Annotated in this window: 21 protein-coding genes and 1 tRNA gene; 2 read left to right on the forward strand and 20 right to left on the reverse strand. The window is 65.2% G+C overall.

The window, feature by feature from the left end; all coding sequences use genetic code 11:
- Positions 1-19 precede the first annotated feature (19 nt).
- Positions 20-104, reverse strand: a tRNA-Leu gene (locus tag ACSQ3P_RS18920).
- A 232-nt stretch (positions 105-336) separates the two neighbouring features.
- Here ACSQ3P_RS18920 and ACSQ3P_RS18925 point away from each other — a divergent pair.
- A complete protein-coding gene (locus tag ACSQ3P_RS18925; RefSeq protein WP_436167045.1) occupies positions 337-948 on the forward strand; it encodes a YqaA family protein in 612 nt (203 codons plus the stop codon).
- A gap of 10 nt (positions 949-958) precedes the next feature.
- Positions 959-1,483 carry a disulfide bond formation protein B gene (locus ACSQ3P_RS18930; RefSeq protein ID WP_436167046.1) on the forward strand — a complete coding sequence of 175 codons (525 nt, stop codon included), beginning with the start codon at positions 959-961 and terminating at the stop codon, positions 1,481-1,483.
- 24 nt (positions 1,484-1,507) lie between these two features.
- Here ACSQ3P_RS18930 and ACSQ3P_RS18935 read toward each other — a convergent pair whose 3' ends face one another.
- The 19 genes from ACSQ3P_RS18935 to ACSQ3P_RS19025 form a co-directional block, all read right to left on the reverse strand.
- Entirely contained in the window at positions 1,508-2,722 is a 1,215-nt protein-coding gene (locus ACSQ3P_RS18935; protein WP_436167047.1) for an amidohydrolase, read from the reverse strand.
- An 85-nt stretch (positions 2,723-2,807) separates the two neighbouring features.
- A complete protein-coding gene (locus ACSQ3P_RS18940; RefSeq protein ID WP_069693314.1) occupies positions 2,808-3,365 on the reverse strand; it encodes an HNH endonuclease in 558 nt (185 codons plus the stop codon).
- 208 nt (positions 3,366-3,573) lie between these two features.
- Complete coding sequence (locus ACSQ3P_RS18945) at positions 3,574-4,458, reverse strand: 3-hydroxybutyryl-CoA dehydrogenase (protein WP_436167048.1); 885 nt, start codon at positions 4,456-4,458, stop codon at positions 3,574-3,576.
- 150 nt (positions 4,459-4,608) lie between these two features.
- Positions 4,609-5,553 (reverse strand): electron transfer flavoprotein subunit alpha/FixB family protein, encoded by a 945-nt coding sequence (locus ACSQ3P_RS18950; RefSeq protein ID WP_436167049.1) that lies wholly within the window; start codon positions 5,551-5,553, stop codon positions 4,609-4,611.
- Positions 5,553-6,302 carry an electron transfer flavoprotein subunit beta/FixA family protein gene (locus ACSQ3P_RS18955; protein WP_436167050.1) on the reverse strand — a complete coding sequence of 250 codons (750 nt, stop codon included), beginning with the start codon at positions 6,300-6,302 and terminating at the stop codon, positions 5,553-5,555. The genes ACSQ3P_RS18950 and ACSQ3P_RS18955 overlap by 1 nt, the downstream gene beginning before the upstream one ends.
- A gap of 155 nt (positions 6,303-6,457) precedes the next feature.
- Positions 6,458-7,153: a rhomboid family intramembrane serine protease gene (locus tag ACSQ3P_RS18960; RefSeq protein ID WP_436167051.1), complete on the reverse strand. Its 696-nt coding sequence runs from the start codon at positions 7,151-7,153 to the stop codon at positions 6,458-6,460.
- Between the two features lie 71 nt (positions 7,154-7,224).
- Positions 7,225-7,806 carry a cob(I)yrinic acid a,c-diamide adenosyltransferase gene (locus ACSQ3P_RS18965; RefSeq protein WP_436167052.1) on the reverse strand — a complete coding sequence of 194 codons (582 nt, stop codon included), beginning with the start codon at positions 7,804-7,806 and terminating at the stop codon, positions 7,225-7,227.
- A gap of 59 nt (positions 7,807-7,865) precedes the next feature.
- The gene (locus tag ACSQ3P_RS18970) at positions 7,866-8,456 is read right to left on the reverse strand and encodes an acyloxyacyl hydrolase (RefSeq protein ID WP_436167053.1); all 591 of its coding nucleotides are present in this window, start codon (positions 8,454-8,456) and stop codon (positions 7,866-7,868) included.
- Between the two features lie 182 nt (positions 8,457-8,638).
- Positions 8,639-8,827 (reverse strand): twin transmembrane helix small protein, encoded by a 189-nt coding sequence (locus tag ACSQ3P_RS18975; protein WP_436167054.1) that lies wholly within the window; start codon positions 8,825-8,827, stop codon positions 8,639-8,641.
- Between the two features lie 90 nt (positions 8,828-8,917).
- Complete coding sequence (locus tag ACSQ3P_RS18980; protein WP_310159598.1) at positions 8,918-9,790, reverse strand: ABC transporter permease; 873 nt, start codon at positions 9,788-9,790, stop codon at positions 8,918-8,920.
- Positions 9,787-10,836 (reverse strand): ABC transporter substrate-binding protein, encoded by a 1,050-nt coding sequence (locus tag ACSQ3P_RS18985; protein ID WP_436167055.1) that lies wholly within the window; start codon positions 10,834-10,836, stop codon positions 9,787-9,789. Before ACSQ3P_RS18985 ends, ACSQ3P_RS18980 begins: the two co-directional genes overlap by 4 nt.
- 30 nt (positions 10,837-10,866) lie before the next feature.
- The gene (locus ACSQ3P_RS18990) at positions 10,867-11,925 is read right to left on the reverse strand and encodes an ABC transporter ATP-binding protein (protein ID WP_436167056.1); all 1,059 of its coding nucleotides are present in this window, start codon (positions 11,923-11,925) and stop codon (positions 10,867-10,869) included.
- Between the two features lie 4 nt (positions 11,926-11,929).
- Positions 11,930-12,748: an ABC transporter permease gene (locus ACSQ3P_RS18995; RefSeq protein ID WP_436167057.1), complete on the reverse strand. Its 819-nt coding sequence runs from the start codon at positions 12,746-12,748 to the stop codon at positions 11,930-11,932.
- A gap of 415 nt (positions 12,749-13,163) precedes the next feature.
- The gene (locus ACSQ3P_RS19000) at positions 13,164-14,396 is read right to left on the reverse strand and encodes a metal-dependent hydrolase family protein (protein WP_310159604.1); all 1,233 of its coding nucleotides are present in this window, start codon (positions 14,394-14,396) and stop codon (positions 13,164-13,166) included.
- A gap of 391 nt (positions 14,397-14,787) precedes the next feature.
- Positions 14,788-16,071 (reverse strand): glycosyltransferase family protein, encoded by a 1,284-nt coding sequence (locus tag ACSQ3P_RS19005; protein ID WP_436167058.1) that lies wholly within the window; start codon positions 16,069-16,071, stop codon positions 14,788-14,790.
- Positions 16,072-16,220: 149 nt separating this feature from the next.
- Entirely contained in the window at positions 16,221-16,991 is a 771-nt protein-coding gene (locus ACSQ3P_RS19010; RefSeq protein ID WP_436167059.1) for a polysaccharide deacetylase family protein, read from the reverse strand.
- On the reverse strand, positions 16,988-18,103 hold the full coding sequence (locus tag ACSQ3P_RS19015) for a glycosyltransferase family 4 protein (RefSeq protein WP_436167060.1): 1,116 nt from the start codon (positions 18,101-18,103) through the stop codon (positions 16,988-16,990). Before ACSQ3P_RS19015 ends, ACSQ3P_RS19010 begins: the two co-directional genes overlap by 4 nt.
- Before the next feature lie 37 nt (positions 18,104-18,140).
- The gene (locus ACSQ3P_RS19020; protein ID WP_436167061.1) at positions 18,141-19,313 is read right to left on the reverse strand and encodes an ABC transporter permease; all 1,173 of its coding nucleotides are present in this window, start codon (positions 19,311-19,313) and stop codon (positions 18,141-18,143) included.
- Entirely contained in the window at positions 19,310-20,308 is a 999-nt protein-coding gene (locus tag ACSQ3P_RS19025; RefSeq protein WP_069693309.1) for an ABC transporter permease, read from the reverse strand. Before ACSQ3P_RS19025 ends, ACSQ3P_RS19020 begins: the two co-directional genes overlap by 4 nt.
- Between the last annotated feature and the right edge of the window lie 3 nt (positions 20,309-20,311).

The raw sequence follows: 20,311 nt of genomic DNA on the forward strand, positions 1-20,311 counted from the left end.
CGGCATGGAAAGCCGGCTGTGGTGCCCCTGGCCGGAATCGAACCAGCACTCCTTGCGGAACTCGATTTTGAGTCGAGCGCGTCTACCAATTCCGCCACAGGGGCCCTTGCAGGCGGGCGGGACTATAGCGATCGAACGCGCGCGGTCAATGCGTCTGCCGCACTGCGTGAAATTGTACATCAGCTTGCGCAAAGGCATGGGCGAGCGAGGAGCTCCACCGCTACAGCATCGGACCGAATACCGTATTCGACCCGATGCTGTAGCTCTTTGATTCTGCATCGGCTTCTTCCGAAAACCGCATTCCACTTTTCGGGCCGATGCTCTAGTAGAACCGCCATGATCAAGCGCCTCTACGAATGGACCATGTCCCTCGCCGCCCGGCCGCGCGCCGAGCGCTGGCTCGCCGTCGTCGCCTTCATCGAGAGTTCGTTCTTTCTGATCCCCGCCGACGTGCTGTTCGTGCCGATGGCGCTGGCGCGGCCGGCCCGGGCCTATCGATTGGCCTTAGTTGCGACGGTTTTCTCCGTGCTCGGCGGCATTGCGGGCTATGCTCTCGGCTACTACGCCTTTGAAGCGCTGGCGCGGCCGGTGCTCGCCTTCTACGGCAAGCTCGGCGCTTTCGAGGCCCTGCGCGCCTGTGCCGGGCCCGACACCACGCTGATCCTGCTGACGACCTCTGGGCTGGCACATCTGCCGCCGATCAAGGTGGTGACGATCCTGGCTGGAGCGGTGCATATCGGCCTTGGCTTCTTCATCCTGTCCTGCGTGCTGGCGCGCGGCGCGCGCTTCTTCGCGCTCGCCTTCCTGCTGCGCCGTTTCGGCGAGACGATCCGCCATTTCATCGAACGTCGCTTGAAAGTGATCGCTGTCGTTGCGGCTGCTTTGCTGATTGCGCTTTATTTCGGCCTCAAGCTGGTTGCAGGTTCGGGACAATTCCTCTCCTGCTGAGCGCCATGCCATGACAAGTTCGACCCTCGACCGACCCAGCGTCGGCAGCTCGGTCTCTCCGGCCCGCGTGATTCTCCTGATCGGGCTCGGCTGCCTCGCTTTGATCGCGGGCGCCTGGTTCTTCGAGCTGGTCCTGGGCCTGCAGCCCTGCAAGCTCTGCCTCGAGCAGCGCCTGCCGCATTACGCTGCGATCGGGCTTGCCGCCGCCGGATTGGCGCTGGCGCGTTCGCTTCGGCTGCAATGGCTGGTGCTGCTCGGGCTCGCCGGCTTGATGGCGTGGAGCAGCTGGCTCGGTTTCCACCACGCCGGGGTCGAATGGGGCTGGTTTCCCGGTCCCACCGATTGCGCTGGCGCTGCGCCGACCGTTGCCGGCGTGCAGGACTTCATGAAGCAGCTGCAGACGGTGAAAGTCGTCTCCTGCACTGAAGCCGCCTGGCGCTTCCTGGGCCTGTCGCTTGCCGGCTGGAACGCGCTGGCCTCGCTCGTGCTGCTGGTTGCGGCCCTGTTCGGGCTGGCACGGGCACGGAGCGCCTGAGGCGCCCCGTGGAAGGGGCTTCTCTCAGGCGGCTGCGGCCTGCCAGCCCTGACCGAGCTCTTCGCCGACGACGTTGACCCAGTAGCGAACCCCGTCGGGGATGATGGCGTCGTTGAAATCATAGCGCGGGGTATGCAATCCGGCGAAGGAGCCGTCCGCCGCGACGCCATTGCCGATCCGCATGAAGGCGCCGGGCTTGACCTCCATCATCTCGGCGAAGTCCTCGCCGCCGGTGCCGGGCCTGATCGCGCCATTCACATTGGCTGCTCCGACAGAGCTGGTCGCCGCCGCGACCGCAACCGCGACCTGATCGGGCTGGTTGAGCAGGGCGCGTGGCCCCCGATGATAGGAGGCCTCGGCGGTGCAGCCCCAGGCCTGCGCGGTGGCCTCGGCGATCTCGGCGATGCGGCGTTCGATCAAGGCGCGGATCTCGGGCGAATAGCTGCGGGCCGTGCCGCCGATCGACAATTCCGAGGGCACCACATTGGGCGCCTCCGTCGAACCGGAATGGATATAGCCGACGCTGATCACGGCGGTGTCGAGCGGCGGGACGTTGCGGCCGACGATGCCCTGCAGGCCAAGCACGAAATGGGCCTGGGCATAGGTGATGTCAGTGGAGAGATGCGGCTGCGAGCCGCCATGGCCGCCGACGCCGCGGAAGGTCACGGCCCAGCTATCAGCCGCGGCCAGCATCGGGCCATTGCAGGTGCCGAAATGCGCGACGGGCATGCCCGGCGTGTTGTGCAGGCCGTAGATCGCGTCGCAGGGAAAGCGCTCGAACAGCCCGTCCTTCAGCATCGCGACCGCCCCGCCACGGCCTTCCTCTGCCGGCTGGAAGATGAGATGCAGCGTGCCGCCGAAATCGGGATGGGCGGCGAGATAGCCGGCCGCGCCCAGCAGCATCGTGGTGTGGCCGTCATGGCCGCAAGCATGCATCTTGCCGGGATATTGCGAAGCGTAGGGGAGGCCGGTCTCCTCGTTCAGCGCGAGGCAATCCATGTCGGCGCGCAGGCCGACGGCTCGCTGGCCGGCCCTGCGGCCCCGGATGACGCCGACGACACCGGTGCCGCCGATGCCCTCGGTGACCTCCACGCCCCATTCGCGCAGCTTGGCTGCGACCAGGGCGGCGGTGCGATGCTCCTCCAAGCCAAGCTCCGGATGGGCATGGATATCGCGCCTGATCGCGGTCAGTTCCGCATGGTGCTGATCGAGCCACTGGTCCAGAGCGGTCTTGGTCATCGTCATCCTCGGCTTGATCAGCGGCGTCCGCGCGCCTGATTGTGCCGTAGATACAAGACGTTGCCCGGCCAGCCGTCAAGCCGGCTCACGGCTCCAGCTCGGAGTCCCAGTAGAGATAATCCAGCCAGCTCTCATGCAGGTAATTCGGCGGGAAGAGCTTGCCGTTGCGGTGCAAATCATTGACCGTCGGTGCGTAGGGCTTCTGCGTCGGGAACATCTCGATCGCCGCTGGCATCTTGTCACCCTTGCGCAGATTGCAGGGCGAGCAGGCCGCGACGACGTTCTCCCAGGTGGTGAGGCCGCCTCTGGAGCGCGGCACGACGTGGTCGAAGGTCAGATCCTCGCGCGAGGTGCAGTACTGGCAGGAGAAGCGGTCGCGCAGGAATACGTTGAAGCGCGTGAAGGCCGGTGTCCGCGACGGCTTGATATAGGTCTTCAGCGAGACGACCGAGGGCAGCTTCATGTTGAAGCTCGGGCTGCGCACCACCGTATCGTATTCGGAGACGATGTTGACGCGGTCCATGAAGACCGCCTTGATCGCGTCCTGCCAGCTCCACAGCGATAGGGGATAGTAGCTCAGAGGCCGGAAATCGGCATTGAGCACGAGTGCCGGACAACCGTCCGGCGACGCCATTGGATGCATCACATGCGCCGTCAAACCCGCCGCACCTCCGCTAATCGGAACGGGACGAATCCCGTCACTAGATCAATGTAAGCGCGAGACGACAGGAATGTGAAGAGGATGCGGCGTCAAGGCAGCATCAGCCGTCATGGTCGGCCTTGAGCCGACCATCTCTTGAAGGAGGGTTTCGAAGAGGCGCCCGGGGCAAGCCCGAGCAGGATGGCGCGGTTCAGCGCGTCGGAACCGGCTTCTCGCCGCGATAATCGTAGAAACCGCGCTTGGTCTTGCGGCCGAGCCAGCCGGCCTCGACATATTTCACCAGGAGCGGGCAGGGGCGGTATTTCGAGTCGGCGAGCCCGTCATGCAGCACCTGCATCACCGACAGGCAGGTGTCGAGGCCGATGAAGTCGGCGAGCTGGAGCGGACCCATCGGGTGATTCGCACCGAGCTTCATCGCGGTGTCGATCGCCTCGACCGAGCCGACACCCTCATAGAGCGTGTAGACGGCCTCGTTGATCATCGGCAGCAGGATGCGGTTGACGATGAAGGCCGGGAAATCCTCCGAGACCGAGACGGTCTTGTGCAGCTTGCCGACGAATTCCTTGGCGAGCTCGAAGGTCTGGTCGTCGGTGGCGATGCCGCGAATCAGCTCGACGAGCTGCATCAATGGCACGGGATTCATGAAATGGATGCCGATGAAGCGCTCGGGCCGGTCCGTCGCCGCCGCCAGCCGCGTGATCGAGATCGAGGAGGTGTTGGAGGCCAGCATCGTCTCCGGCTTGATATGCTGGCAGACGGCGGTGAAGATCTTGCGCTTGGTTTCCTCGCTCTCGGTCGCGGCCTCGATGATGAGGTCGCAATCGCCGAGCCCCGACAGTTGCGGCGCGGCGAGGATCTTGGCCATGGCGTCGCGGCGAATCTCGTCACCGATCGCACCCTTGGCGACCTGGCGCGCCATGTTGCCGTCGATGGTGGCGAGCGCCGCCTTGATCCGGTCCTCGGCGAGATCGTGCAGCCTGACCTCGAATCCGGCCACGGCCGCGACATGGGCGATGCCGTTCCCCATCTGGCCTGCGCCGATGATGCCGATCGTCTTGATCGCCCTGTCCGACATGGTCTGATCCATCTTTGGTGGCACCGCTTCCACTTCGGAAGCCGGTGCGGGCCGCCTTGCGCGGCAGCCCGGTTGTCATGTGTTGGCCGGCGCCAGCCTGGTCGCCGGCTTCCTTGTCAATCTACTCGGTCAATCGACTTGGCGCGCTTGCTATTTGCCGATCTTGGCGAGCTCGGCTTCAAGCTCTGGCATGATCGTGAAGAGATCGCCAACGAGGCCGTAATCGGCGATCTGGAAGATCGGCGCTTCCTCGTCCTTGTTGATGGCGACGATGACCTTCGAGTCCTTCATGCCGGCGAGATGCTGGATCGCGCCGGAGATGCCGACCGCGACATAGAGGTCGGGAGCCACGACCTTGCCGGTCTGGCCGACCTGCCAGTCATTGGGGGCGTAGCCGGCATCGACCGCGGCGCGCGAGGCGCCCATGGCCGCGCCCAGCCTGTCGGCGACGGGCTCGATCACCTTGGTGAAGTTCTCCGCCGAGGCGAGCGCGCGCCCGCCGGAGACGATGATCTTGGCCGAGGCGAGCTCGGGACGGTCGGATTTGGCGACCTCCTCGCCCTTGAAGCTGGAAACGCCGGGATCGCCCACGGCGGAGATGGTCTCGACGCTGGCCGAGCCGCCTTCGCCCGTCGCCTGGAAGGAGGCGGTGCGGATCGTCATCAGCTTCTTGGCCTCGGCCGACTGCACCGTCTGGATGGCGTTGCCGGCATAGACCGGGCGCTCGAACGTGTCGGGCGAGACGATCTTCATCACATCCGAGATCTGCATCACGTCGAGCAAGGCGGCGACGCGGGGCAGCACGTTCTTACCACCGGTTGTCGAAGGCGCGACGACGGCGTCATAGCCCTCGGCGAGCTTGGCGACGAGAGCGGCGAGCGGCTCGGCAAGGCCGTGGCCGTAGATCGCGGCATCGGCCAGGAGCACCTTCTCGACGCCGTCGAGCTTGGCTGCCGCATCGGCCGCGCCCTTGGCGCCTTCACCGGCGACCAGGATATGGACGGGGGCGCCCAGCGCCTTGGCCGCGGTCAGCGCCTTGGCGGTGGCGTCCTTGATGGTGGCGTTGTCGTGTTCTGCAATCAGCAGCGTGGCCATCACAGCACTCCCGCTTCGTTCTTGAGCTTGGAAACCAGTTCGGCGACGGAGCCGACCTTGACGCCGGCCGAGCGGCCCGCCGGTTCACGCGTGTTCAGCACCTTGAGACGGGGGCTCACATCAACGCCCAGCGCCTCGGCCGAGGTCTCGTCGAGCGGCTTCTTCTTGGCCTTCATGATGTTGGGCAGCGAGGCGTAGCGCGGCTCGTTCAGACGAAGGTCGGTGGTGACGATCGCCGGCAGCTTGAGCGAAACCGTCTGCAGGCCGCCATCGACCTCGCGGGTGACATCGACCGAGCTGTCCGACAGCGCGACCTTCGAGGCGAAGGTGCCCTGCGGCCAGCCCAGCAGGGCCGCCAGCATCTGGCCGGTCTGGTTGCAATCATCGTCGATCGCCTGCTTGCCGAGGATGACGAGCTGCGGGCTCTCCTGCTCGACCAGCTTCTTCAGGAGCTTGGCCACCGCCAGCGGCTCGACCACGCCGTCGACCTTCACCAGGATGCCGCGATCGGCACCCATGGCTAAGCCCGTGCGGATCGTCTCGGCGGCTTGCGCCGGACCGATCGAGACCACGACGACCTCGGTCGCCTTGCCGGCTTCGCGCAGCCGCAGCGCCTCTTCGACCGCGATTTCGTCGAAGGGATTCATCGACATTTTCACATTGGCAAGCTCGACGCCCGAGCCGTCCGCCTTCACGCGGATCTTCACGTTGTAGTCAACCACCCGCTTCACGGGCACAAGGATCTTCATCGTCAAATCACCGTTCGGGAGAGGTCAGTTGCGGGGCCGCGCCGCGTCAATCGGCGGGAAGGCGGCATCGCGGCTCTCGGCTGGAATGCGGAGGGACCGTAACGACGCCCGTTTGCGCTTGTCAACGCCGCAGGCAGGGCGCGCGAGAGCCGTCTTCACTTGCGTACCGGGCGGCCGAACAGCGTCACGCCGCGATGGATGAAGATCGGCGTCAGTGCCGCGCCAGCGCCAAGCCCGCCGAGATGGGCCCACCAGCCGATATGGCCTTGCGGATCGAGAACTGCCGAGACGATCTGAAACAGGATCCAGCCGCTGAGCGCATAGAGCGCCGTGATGTGCAGCGGGATCCAGTTGAAAGCCAGGCCCCAGATCCGGACGCGCGGATAGAGCATCAGATAGGAGGCGATCACGCCCGAGATCGCACCGGATGCGCCAATCAGCGGCTGGTCCGAGGCGGGGTTCATCAGGGCGTGAGTCAGCGAGCCGGCGAGCCCGCAGATGAAGAAGAACAGCAGGAAGCGCAGATGCCCCATTGCATCCTCGACATTGTCGCCGAAGACCCAGAGGAACAGCATATTGCCGCCGAGATGGGCGAAGCTCGCATGCAGCAGGATGTTGCTGAACAAAGTCAGCCAGACCGGTGCCTGCAGCAGATCCGCGGGCAGTTGCGCCGTACCGAACAACACGGATGGGATCAGCCCGAAGCCGGCTGCGACCGCGATCTGGCCGGACTCGCTTTCGCGTAGCCACATCAGCAGGAAGAAGCCCATGCAGGTCCCGACCAGGCCATAAGTAACGTAGGGCGCGCGCATGAAGCGCAGCGGGACGCCATCATGCAACGGCACGAACATCGATGCGTCCTGTCAAATGCTGCAGCGGGATTCTTGTGAAGAACCGGCTTCCACTTTTTCGCATCGTGCCTCTAGCGATTCTGGCCCGGCACCCAGAGCACGTCGCCCTGCGCCTTGGCATTGAGGAAGCGGGAGGCGACGAAGAGGAAATCGGAGAGGCGGTTGATGTATTTCAGGGCGGAGCCAGAGACGGCTTCGCCCTCGGTCTGGGCGAGTTCGACCATCAATCGCTCGGCGCGGCGGCTCACCGTGCGCGCGAGGTGGAGATGAGTGGCGGCTGGTGTGCCGCCAGGCAGGACGAAGGAGCGCAGCGGCTCCAGGGTGGCGTTGAGCTGGTCGATCTCGGCCTCGACCCGGTCGACCTGCACCTGCGCGATGCGCAGCGGCTCGAAGGCCAGTTTCGCGCCGGTGTCGGGCGTCGAGAGGTCGGCTCCGAGATCGAACAGGTCGTTGCTGATGCGGCCGAGCATGGCGTCGACATCGGCGTTCTCGGTTGCCGCATGCAGCCGGGCCATGCCGATGCAGGCATTGGTCTCGTCCACCGTGCCATAGGCTGCGACCCGCAGGTCGAATTTCAGCCGGCGCGGCCCGGTGGTGAGCCCCGTCGTGCCGTCGTCGCCGGTGCGGGTGTAGATGCGGTTGAGCTTGACCATCGACGCGTTATAGCGCGGCGCCGACCGAGCGAAAGAGCTTGCGCGCCGCAGGCCTGTTCTCAGAAGGTATAGCCGAGCTTGGCACCGAAATTGGCCGGGCCGCGCGGCTTGTCGCGGTCGGAGCAGCCAGCGGTGCTGAAGTGCTCCAGCGTCGCGACAAGGCTCCAGCGGTCGTTGAGCCTGAAGCCGAGCGCGGCGGCTTCGCGCGAGCCGCTGTTGCAGCCGACATTGAGGCGGTTCTCGGGAACGACAGCGCCGGTCTTGCCGTCATTGAGGGCGGCGCCCAGGCTGGCCTCGACGAAGACCGCCTTGGTCAGGTCGACGGTCCAGGTCGCGCCGGCATAGGCGTAGCGCGTGCCATTGAAATTGACGCTCGAACCGAGATGGAAGCGCGGTACGAAGGCTGCCGAGAAGCGGTCGTTCAAGGTCGCGACGCGCGGCGTGACCACCTCGCCGCTGAAGTTGAGCAGGCCGCTTTCGCGCCCGCCCGGATTGGCGGCGGCGGCGCCGATGCGCGCTTCCCATGAGAGCGGGGGTGTCTCGGTTGCCGGTGCGTAGCTGGAAACGCCGGCCGGGAGAGGCTGCGACTGCGCCCAAGCGGGGGCGGCGGCCATCATTCCGGCGAGGACCAGCAATGCAACGCGAACCATGGGGGACTTTTCTTGTTGTCGGCGGAACGACGTTAGTGAAGCGCAGAGACTCGTGTCGGGAATATGGCGGGATTGCGGCAACTACCGTGTTGGGGCGATGCCGGCCGAGGCGAAGCTCTGCAAAATCAAATGCTTAGAAAAAGGCAAACGAAGCGGGGATAGCTTCGGTCGCGACGGCTGTATCAGCCGCTGCGCCACCACATGATGCCGAGGATGACGAGGATCGCAATGAACTGCAGGACCACCCTGAGCCGCATCAGGTTCTGCGACGTGCTGGGGTTGCCGCCGCGCAGCATGTTGGCCAGCCCGAGCAACAGGACGATCGCAACAGCGCCGACCGCGACGGGAACGAGAGAGGCGGACAGGTTCATGGGCGACATTTAGAGCAGGATGCGAAAAAGTGGAAACCGGCTTTTCGCATAGACCCGGCTCTTGCGCCGCTGATCGCTTGGCCGGCCGCCTCAGCGATAGCGCCGCTGCACGATGAGATGGGCTGCGACCGTCAGCACGATCGTGGCGGTCATCAGGATGAAGGAGATCGCGCCGCCGAAGGGCCAGTTGTTCTGCTGCGCGAACTGGCCATAGACCAGCGGGCCCATCATCTGGAATTTCGGCCCGCCGAGCAGCACCGGCGTGGCATAGGCGTTCATCGCCAGGATGAAGGTCAGGATCGTGCCGGCCAGGATGCCGGGCAGGGCGAGCGGCCAGAGCACACGGCGAAACATCGCGGCGGGGCCGGCGCCGAGACTGAAGGCGGCTTCCTCGACATTGCGGGGAATGCCCTCGATCACGCTCTGCAGCGTCAGCACCATGAAGGGCAGATTGACCGCGACGATGCCGATCAGCACGGCGTTTTCGGTGAACATGATCTCGAGTGGATGGTTGATCAGACCGAGCCCCATCAGCGAGGCGTTGAGTGCGCCCTTGCTGCCGAAGGCGGTCATCCAGCCGGCCGCACGCACCGCATTGCCGACGAAGAGCGGCAGCACGACGAGCATGATCAGCAGGTTCTTGAAGCGGCTTTCCATGCGCGCCAGCACATAGGCCAGCGGGAAGCCCATGATCAGGCAGGCGACCGTGCAGATCACCGCGACGCGCACCGTGCGCAGCAGCACGTTGAGGTAATAGCTGTCGGTGAAGAACTTGATGTAGTTCTCGATCGTCAGCCCATCGACCATGAACTGGCCGGGGATGAACTGGTTCAGCGAATAGCGGAACAGGATCGCGATCGGGCCCAGGAGCCCGATCGCAACGAAGATGGTCGCCGGCACGACGAGCGCGCCGGCAAGGCCGGTGCGGGCGCCCGCGACGGCTTCGGGAGCAGCAGTGCTCACGCCTTGAAGACCTTATCCCACCACTCCTTCATGGCGGAATCGTTCTTGGCGAGGAAGGCGTAGTCGAGATCCTTGAGGCGCTTCTCTTCCTCCGGGGTGAAGCCGATGCGCTTCTGCAGATCGGGCGCGACATTCAGGCCGGTGACGGTGCCGTTATAGCCCATGTCGACGGCGAAGGCCTCCTGGGGCGCCTTCTCCAGCATTGCGTTCAAATAGGCGTAGGCGTTGTCCTTGTTGGGCGCGTTCTTCTGGATGACGAAGCCCGAGACATAGGCCGGGATGCCCTCGACGGGCGAGACCGCCTCGCAGGGGATGCCGGCGTTCTGCCACTGCACGACGCGCGCCTTCCAGATCGCGCTGATGCCGATCTCTTCGTTCTTCATCGCGGCGGCGAAGGCCTCGTTGGTCGGGTAGACGCGTGCGCCCGCCTTCTTCACGGCGAGGAGAACCTCCTTGGCCTTGTCGAGGTTGTTCATGTCCTTGCCGCCGGTCGCGGCCATCGAGGCCGCGATGAAGATCGACTGGTACTGGATGTCGATGAAGCCGATCTTGTCGCCCCATTTCGGATCGAGCCAATCCTTGAAGCCGGTCGGCGCGGGCGTGATCAGCTTGGGATTGTAGATGACGACGTTGCCCGAATAGATGTGCCCGATGCCATAGGGGTATTTCATCGTCGGCAGCAGGTTCTTGGCGTTGGGAATCTTGGAGTAGTCGAGCTGCTCCACGACGCCGGCCTCGTTCATCTCGAACATGTTGGCGGCCGAGAGGCCCTGCACATCGACGGTGCCGCGCGGCAGGCGCTTCTCAGCGGTCATCTTGGCGCGGCGCGGGGCGTCGCCTGCCTGGTCCTGCACGATCTCGATGCCCTTGGGCTTCAGGATCGGCTCGTCGATGTTCTTGGTCAGGAGGCGGGCATAGTCGCCGCCCCAGGTGCCGATCACGACCTTGCCGCCGGCTTGCGCAAAGGCATGGTGGCTCATGGCCGGGGCCAGTGCGACTGCGCCGGCCAGGCCTTTGATAACGGTCCGCCTATCGATCTTGGTCATGGTTGAAGTCCCCTGTTTTCGCCTGTTTGGTCAGGCTTCGCGCGGATAGACCAGCCCGGCGTCCTGCGCCCAGCCGATCGTGATGGTCTCGCCCGGCTTCGGCTCGGCCAGGCCGGCCCGGTTCGGGATCTGCAGCAGCATGCGGTCATGCTCCGACAGGCTGACATGGATGTCGAGCAGTGCGCCGAGATAGGAAGCGTGCTCGACCTTGGCCTCGTAATGATTGGGGCAACCCTGCGCCTCGCCGCCGACGGCGATCCGCTCGGGCCGCAAGGCGAGCGTGGCGGATCCCATGCCGGTCGCGGCAGCGCAGGCGATGTCGAGCCCGCCCTTGGTGCGGAAGCGGCCATTGCCGGCAATTTCGCCGTCGAGGAAGGCGCTGCGACCAATGAAACCTGCGACGAAACGATCCGCGGGCTTCTCGTAGAGCTCGCGCTGGGTGCCGATCTGGCGGACCTGACCCTTTTCCATGACGACCAGCCGGTCGGCCATGGTCAGCGCCTCCTCCTGGTCATGCGTGACCATGATGGTGGTCAGGCCGAGCTTGCGCTGCAGGTCGCGGATCTCGACGCGGACCTCCTGCCGGAGCTTGGCATCGAGATTGGAGAGCGGTTCGTCGAGCAGGAGCACGTCGGGCTCCATGGCGAGTGCGCGCGCCAGGGCGACGCGCTGCTGCTGACCGCCGGAGAGCTGGCGCGGATAGCGCCCGTCGAAGCCGGTGAGCTGGACGAGCCGCAGCGCCTCGGTGACGCGGGTGCCGCGCTCGGCCTGTGCGACCTTGCGCATCTCCAGCCCGAAGGCGACGTTCTCCGCCACCGTCATATGCGGAAACAGCGCGTAGCTCTGGAAAACCAGGCCGCAATTGCGTTTCCAGGGCGGCAGCGTCGTGACCTCGCGCTTGCCGATGGTGATCTTGCCTGAGCTGGGCGGCACGAAGCCGGCGATCATGCGCAAGGTCGTGGTCTTGCCGCAGCCGGAGGGGCCGAGCAGGACGAGGAATTCGCCGCTGGCGATGTCGATGGTGACGTCGTCGACGACGTTGAGGTCGCCATAGGATTTGTGGAGGTGCTGGATCGATAGCGGCTCCATTGATTCAGACCACCCGGCTCAGCTTGACGTAACGATCCGTGACGACCATCGCCACGGCGATCAGGACGATCTGGATCAGCGAGGCCGCGGCCACGGTCGGATCGATCTTCCATTCCAAATATTGCAGGATCGCGATCGGCAGCGTGGTGCGCCCCGGTCCAACGAGAAACAGGCTCATTTCAAGATTACCGAAAGAGGTGACGAAGCCGAACAGCCCGGCCGCGACGATGCCGGGCCTGATGCTGGGCAAGGTGACCCGCCAGAAGGTGGTGAGTGGGCCGGCGCCGAGATTCTGCGCGGCCTCCTCGATGGTGCGATCGAAGCCGGCGAGGCTCGCCGTGACGAGCCGGACGACCCAGGGAATGACCACGAGCGTATGGGCGGCGATCAGGCCGCCGAGCGAGCCCAGCACCGGCAGGCCCGTGGCGATCTCGGTCTCGATCTGGAAGACATAAAGCGCAGTGCCGAGCACGATGCCGGGCATCACCAGCGGCAGCAGCAGGAGCGTGTTGACGGCGGGGCCGAGCGTGATGCGGTGGCGCACCAGCGCCAGGCTGGCGGGCACGCCCAGCGCCAGCCCGATCAATGTCGCCAGCACGCCAACCTGGAGGCTGAGGATGAAGCCATCGATGAAAGGCTTGTTATTGGCTGCGGCGGAGAACCATTTCAGCGAATAGCCCTCGGGCGGGAAGGAGGGGATTTCCTGCCGGAAGAAGGCGAGCCAGGTGACGAAGATCAGCGGCAGCAGGATGAAGCCGAGCGAGAGGCAGGCGGCTCCGTTGAGCGCGACGCGGCCGAAGCTCGGGCGGGCGGCGGCGCTCAAGCCGGCGCTCCGCGGCGAGGCCGAGCTGCTACGGGAGCTTGCTGCGCGGAGTCTGCCGCAAGCTGTCTCTCTTGCATGCGTGCTTGGCCTGCGACCACCACGTTGTCCCGCCTCCCGATCCAAACCGGCCGCAAGCTGCGGCTCCACTTACAAACAGTCAAGATTGTCTTTCTCTATCCGTCGCATCGTTTGTCCCTATTCGTAGCGGGCGCGACATCACGCCTCCCGGCCTTAGAGCCGGATGATTTCAGATGGGATCACAGACTGATCCCATCTGAAATCTGAATCCGTCTCTCATCCAAGAGCTAGAGCAGGATACGAAAAACCGGTTCCCACTTTTTCGTATCCTGCTCTAGCTCCTTGTTTTAACGCGTTTTCTTCACGCGAACCGGTGTCCACTTCGCTCGAAAACGCTCTAATGCAGCGTGTTCTTGTGGAACGCGCCGCCCTTCATGATCATCGCCAGGTGTTTGCCTTGTTCCTGGAAGAGGCCGAGGTTCTTCAGCGGGTCGCCATCGACGAGGATCATGTCGGCGAAGGCTCCAGCACGGAGCGTGCCAAGCTTGCCCTCCATGCGCAGAAGCTGCGCGCCGATCGTGGTTGCCGAGCGAATGATCTCGATGGGTGAGAGCACCTCGCTGCGCAGCAGGAACTCCCTGGACTGCTCGACCTGGAGCTGGCCGAGCAGGTCGCTGCCATAGGCGACAGGCACGCCGGCGCGCTTGCAGATCTCGAGCGAGCGCAGGCCGCCATCGATGACGAGATCGTTCTTGGCGAGCATGTCACTGTTCATGCCGAATTCGGCGGCTCGTTCCTTCATCGCGTAATAGGCGACGAGGTTCGCGGTCAGGAACATGCCATTCTCGGCCATCAGCTTGGCCGAGGCGTCGTCGATCAGATTACCGTGCTCGATGGCGCGGACGCCGCATTGGGCTGCGCGCGTGATCGCCTCGGGCGTATAGGCATGGGCGCAGACATAGCGGCCGAAGGCCTTGGCTTCCTCGACCGCCGTCTTCACCTCATCGACGCTGAACTGCATGGAATCGAGCGGGTCGTAGGGTGAGGCGACGCCGCCCGACATCATGATCTTGATGTGGTCGGCGCCGAGCCGCATCTGCTCGCGCACCGACTTCTTCACCGAGGAGACGCCGTCCGAGACGTTCATGGTGTAAGCCATGGCGTTGCAGCAGTGGCAGCGTGCGCCGAAATCGGTGCGCCGGCGCGGGTCGCTATGGCCACCGGTCGGGCCGATCGCCGCACCGGCGATGAACAGGCGCGGAGCCGCGACATCGCCCTTGTCGACCGCTTCCTTGATGCCCCAATCGGCGCCGCCGGTGTCGCGCACCGTGGTGAAGCCGCGGTCGATCATGCCCTTCATCAGGCGGACGGCGCGCGCCGTCATCAGCGTCAGCGGCATGCTCTCCATGGCGCGGATATAGACTTCGGAGAGGAAGACATGGACATGGCTGTCGATCAGGCCCGGCATCAGCGTGCGGCCGCCGCAATCGATCACATCGGCATTGGCGGCCTTGATCGGCTTGTCCGAGAGGTCGCGGATCGTCTCGCCATCGACCAGGAGTTCGTAGCCCCGGCGCAGTTCGCCATGATCGGGTTCGAGCAGGGCGAAATTCTTGAAGTGCAGCGCCATCGCAAAATCCTTCCCTAGAGCCGGCTGATGTCTGATGGGATCACCGAGTGACCCCATCTGAAATCTGAATCCGTCTCTCGCCAAAGAGTTCAGAGCAGGATCAATGCGAAAAACCGGTTCCCACTTTTTCGCATCCTGCTCTGGGACAGCGCGCGCGGAGCGCCGTCCTCCTCCGATAGCTGATATATTGCGAAGTTTACTCCGGCCTGTCTACGCACTTGCGATGAGTCGTGACCGCGGTTTTTGCAGGACGGGTCGGCGGCCCGCCATGGCTGCTGGCAGGCGGACCCTGCCGAGCGCCTTCAGCTCGCTTTCGCGATCGGAGTGGGCTCGAAAGCAGCGCCTTAAGGGGGAGGGCTCTCATCAAAAAAGTGAGAGCAGGATCGGCCTGTCAGCTCACCACGGCGGCGTTTTGCGCCAGGATTCTGCCGCGGACCGGCATCGAGAGGTCGTCGGCGAGTGCGCGGGCGACGGCCGGCAGGCCGTCGAGCAGGCTCGGGACGAAGGCCTGGGAAGGCGGCACGCGTTTGGGCAAGGCATGCAGTGCGGCAGCCATCACCAGCGGGTCGCGCGCGCCCTCGCCGTTCTGCGCGGGATCATGCAGGACATCGATCAGCTTCAGATGGTCGGCGCGCTCGGCGCGGATCGCCTGTTCGAGCCGCGGCTTGACGCGCGGCACGATCAGCGCCGGTTTGTCGAAGGAGAGGATCTCGCAGAAGGTGTTGTAACCGCCCATCGCGACGACGCAGTGGGCGCGGTTCATCAGCAATTCGAGGCGCGGCTCGAAACCGAGGCTTTCCAGCTTCGGAATCCGGGCGATGCGCTCGGCGAACTCCTTGCGGCGCTCGCGCGACATGAAGGGGCCGAACACGATCAGCGCCGGCAAGGCGATGGTCGGATCGGCCTCATAGGCGGAGATCACCCAGTCGATCACGCCGGCCCCGTCGCCGCCGCCGCCGGGTGTCACCAGGATGAACGGCCCCTTGGTGATGCGCGGATAGCGGTTAGGTGGCATTGGGCTCGGCACGGCGCGCTTGAGATAGCCGGTATAGCGGATCTTGTCGGCGAAGAGGTGCTGGTTCGGCAGGCCGGCAAGCGGCTGGTAGATGCTCTCCAGCCCATAGACGAAGATGTCGTCATAGACCTGCTCCAGCGCCTCGATCGCTCCGGTATGGCGCCATTCCTCATAGAGCTTCGTCGGCTCGTCGAGCACGTCGCGCAGGCCGAGCACGATGCGCGCACCGCGCCGGCGCAGGACTTCGAGCGCCGGGATCAATTCGCCGCGCAGGCCGACCGGCTCCTTGTCGACGATGACCACGTCGGGATCGAAGGAGAGCACGACCTGCTTGATGATGTCGGTGCGCAGACGGATCGTATCGGTGAGGTCGAGATTGAGATGATGGGGCCCATAGCGGCCATCGCTCTGCTTCTCGACGCCGGGGATGCGGACATAGTCGACGCCGTCACCGAACTGGAAGCTCGAGATCACCGACGAGCCCGAGATGATGATCACTGATATATGAGGGTAGTTGGCCACGAGCGAATTGGCGATTGCCCGGCAGCGCCGGATATGGCCGAGGCCGAAGGTGTCGTGGCTGTAGATCAGGACGCGCGGCGCATGGGGGTCGCGCGGCGTGCGCTCGACGCCGGGGAGGTCGACGACGTTGAAAGACATGACTGCGTCGTCCTCCGCAGAAAGGCCAGACGACCCCCGTGGAGAGGACGAACGCACCCGGGAATGCAAGACGGGATCATAGCGCGGCGTAGGCTTCGATCCAAGTCCGCTCTTCAGGGCAACGAACGCCCCAAGCGTGAGTGCCGCATTTATGCAGCGCTCCGGTCCGAAAACAACCGCCTCGGATCGGAGGTCACGATAACGGGATGGGCCGTGAGCGTCGCAAGCAGGGTTTGCAAGGCGGCCCAGGCGGTCTCGTCATGGTCGCGGTGGTGCAGCAGCAGGCCGAGCGTGTCTGCGCCCTCCGGTTGCTGGCGCCGCGCCGCGAGCTGGTCGCGGATCTCCAGGGCCAGGGCCTGCAAGGAGCGGCCGATCCGCCCGCCATGCCAATCCATCACGTCGATGTCGCTGTTGACCAGGGCGGGGCCGTCGCCGCCGAGCCCGAAGCCGCGAAAGCAGGACAGGCCGGCGAAGCCGAATTCCGGCAGGGCCCGGGCCAGGTCGGGGTCGATGCGGTTCCAGGGCGGCACGAAGACGGGCAGCACGGAGGTTCCGAGCAGATCGCCGAGCCGCTGCCGCCCGGCTGCGATATCGGCCGCAGCCTCGGCGCGCGGGCGGCCAGCGCCGAACTCGGCTTTCTTCATGCCCGCGGCGGCGTGGTTCTGGTGCCTGCAGCCATGCTGGCAGGGCAAGAGCGAGGGAGCCGCGCGCAGCGCCGCGGCCAGCGCCGGTTCGGCCAGCATCGGGATGACGGCCAGGAGCACGGGCAAGGCGAAGCGCTCGCTCAAGCCGGCGAGACGGTCGAGCGCGGGGCTTGGGGCGACGGCGTCGTCGTCGCGCAGCCAGAGCCGGAGGCGCCTGCCGGTCTCGCTCCAGCAATCGAGCTCGGCGAGAAGTTCGTCCAGGGACGTGCTGTTCACGGGGTCGCCCCCGCACGGGCCGAGGCGATGCGCGCAAAGCCTTGCGCCAGGATGGCGCTGGCCGTCTCCAAGGTGCGCTCGCTCCTGACGAAAGCGGCGGCGGCGCGGCCCATCCGGGCGCGCAGGGCCGGGTCGGTGAGCAGTCGGGAGAGCGCCATGGCCAGCGCCGCCTCATCATTCTCGGGTGCGAGGAAGGCGGTTTCATCCGGCTTGACGGTGTCGGGCACGCCGCCGCTGGCGAAGGCGATGACGGGGAGGCCGGCGGCTTGCGCCTCCAGATAGACCAGCCCATAGGCCTCGCCGAGGCCGGGCCAGATGAAGACGTCATGGCTTGCGAGCTCGGCCGCGACCTGGTCATGGGCGAGTGCGCCCAGCCAGGTGATGCGGCCCGGCGGCAAAGCGGCGAAGGCCTGCTCGACCTCGCCGCGCAACGGCCCGTCGCCGATCACGGTCAATGTCCAGGGCTTGTCGACGAGCTGCAGCAATGTGCGCGCCAAAGCGAGGTAGCTCTCATGTTTCACGCCGTCGCGCATCATCGCGACGGTGACGAGGCGCGGCGGGCCGGGTTGCGGCCTTGGCCGTGGCGCACTGGCGTCGAGCGCGATGAAGGGCGGGAAGGCGAGGAACTGCGTGCGCGCTCCGCACCAGAACTCGACGCCCATCCGGTCGCGCTCGGTGAAGCAGAGATGCAGATCGGCGGCCCCGAAGCTGGCGCGCGCCAGCGCGACATGCCGCGCCCATTCCCCCTTGGCGCGTCGCTCCGAGCCACTCGCCTCCGCGACGACATAGGGGATCGAGAGATGCTCCGAGATGGCGGGCCCGAGCAGGTCGGGTGCCTTGTAGTAGCTGTGATAGGTGAACCAGAGGTCGGGGGGCGCTGCTCCCGCGCGCCAGCCGGCGGCCAAGGTCTCGATCTTCGCCGCGGCCTCGGTGCGGTGGCGTTCCAGCAGGCCGGGATCCGGCGTCTTCATGTAGGAGCGCGCATCGCGCACGGGCTCGACGACATGGCCGAGCCGTTCCAGGGCGGTTGCGATCTGCCGCGCCATGCGCCTGTCGCCGGAGATGCGGCCGTCCTCGAAGGCGTTGAGCGGTGTATGGAGGGCGATGCGCACCGCGTGGTGCTCCGCGTGCTGCTCTGCGGGCTTGCGCTCAGCGATAGGGATCGGCCGCGTCGCGCAGGCCATCGCCGAGGAAGTTGAAGGCCAGGATGATCAGGATCACCGGGACGACCGGATAGAGCAACCAGGGATACAGCGCCACCACATTGATGTTCTGCGCCTCGTTCAGCATCACACCCCAGCTGGTGATGGGTGGGCGCAGGCCCAGACCCAGGAAGCTCAGCGCCGTCTCGCCCAGGATCGTCCTGGGAATGGTGATCGTCGCCGAGGCGATGAGATGGCTCATGAAGCCGGGCACGAGATGCAGGCCGATGATGCGGGCTGGCTTGGCGCCCATCAACTGGGCCGCGACGACATAATCCTCCTCGCGCAGCGAAAGCAGCTTCGAGCGCACGGCGCGGGCCAGACCCGTCCAATCCATCAGGCCGAGGATGACGGTGATGCCGAAATAGACCAGCAGCGGGCTCCAGGAGGGCGGCATGATCGAGGCCAGCGCCAGCCAGAGCGGGATATGTGGCAGCGACTGCACGATCTCGATGATGCGCTGGACGATGAGATCGACCTTGCCGCCGTAATAGCCGGCGATGCCGCCGATGATGACGCCGAGCACGAAGGAGACGAAGACACCGAGCAGGCCGATCGAGAGCGAAATGCGCCCGCCATAGAGAATGCGCGAGAGCATATCGCGGCCGAGCCGGTCCGAGCCGAGCAGGAAGAGCGTGCCGCCTTCGGGAGGGCAGACCAGATGCAGGTTGCCCGGGATCACCCCCCAGAAATCATAGGCGTCGCCCCGGCAGAAGAAGCGCAGCTTCTCGGGGCGGGTGGTGTCGACATCATATTCGCGCTTCAGGTTCTCCATGTTGAGGCGCTGCTTGTAGGGGTAGACGAACGGGCCGATGAGGCTGCCCTGATGGAACAGGTGCACCTCCTGGCGCGGCGCGCGGATGAAGTCGGTGTTGCGCGTGGTGTAGTCGTAAGGCGCGAGGAACTCGCAGATCGCGACCATGGCGTAGATCGTCAGGATGACGACGCCGGAGATCACCGCGAGCTTGTGCTTGCGAAACTTCCACCACATCAATTGCCATTGCGAAGCGAGATAGACCCGCTCCTGCTCGGGCGTCATCTTCTCGACCGCATGGGGCTCGAAGGGGGCGGTCGAGGCGGTATGCGGCAGGGGCGCGCCGTCTGCGGGAAGAGCTCTCACTTGGTCGCCGTGCCTTGCAGCCTGATCCGTGGATCGAGGATCGCGAGCGAGATGTCGGAGATCAGCACGCCGATCACGGTCAGGAAGGACAGGAACATCAGGAAGGAGCCGGCGAGATACATGTCCTGGCTCTGCAAGGCCCGGATCAGGAGCGGTCCTGTGGTCTGGAGCGAGAGCACGATCGCGACAATCTCGGCGCCCGAGACGATCGAGGGCAGGATGTCGCCGATATCGGAGACGAAGAAGTTGAGCGACATGCGCAGCGGGTATTTGCGCAACGCCTTGCCCGGTGGCAGCCCCTTGGCGCGGGCGGTGACGAAATACTGCTTCTGCAATTCATCGAGCAGGTTGGCCCTGACGGCGCGGATCATGCCGGCGGTGCCGCCGGCCCCGATGATGATCACCGGAATCCAGAGATGTTCGAGGATCGACCAGAGCTTGGCCCAGCTCATCGGCTGATTGAGGTATTGCGGGTCGACGAGGCCGCCGATCGAGGTCCCGAACCAGACATTCGCCGCGTACATGAACACCAGCGCCAGCAGGAAATGCGGGATCGCCAGGCCGATCAGCCCCAGGAAGGTCAGCCCGTAATCGCCCCAGCTATATTGATGCGTCGCCGAATAGATCCCGATCGGGAAGGCGATCAGCCAGGTGACGATGATGGTGACGAAGGAGACCACCATCGTCAGCATCAGGCGGTCGCCGACGATCTCGCGGACCGGGCGCTGATACTCGAAGGAGTAGCCCATATCGCCCTGGAGAAGGCCAGTAACCCACCAGAAATAGCGTTCGACCGGCGGCTTGTCGAAGCCGTATTCCTTCTTCAGGAACTCGATGCGGCTGAGATCGGCCTTTTCCCCCTGCGCCTGCATCTCGGCGGCGAGCGTCTCGAAATAATCGCCTTCGGGCAGGTTGATGACGGTGAAGATCAGCGCACTGGTGACGAGCAGCGTCGGGATCATCACCAGGATGCGCTTGAGGATGTATTGCAGCAGCAT

The sequence above is a fragment of the Allobosea sp. LjRoot9 genome, assembly GCF_964252745.1.
Taxonomy (GTDB): domain Bacteria; phylum Pseudomonadota; class Alphaproteobacteria; order Rhizobiales; family Beijerinckiaceae; genus Allobosea.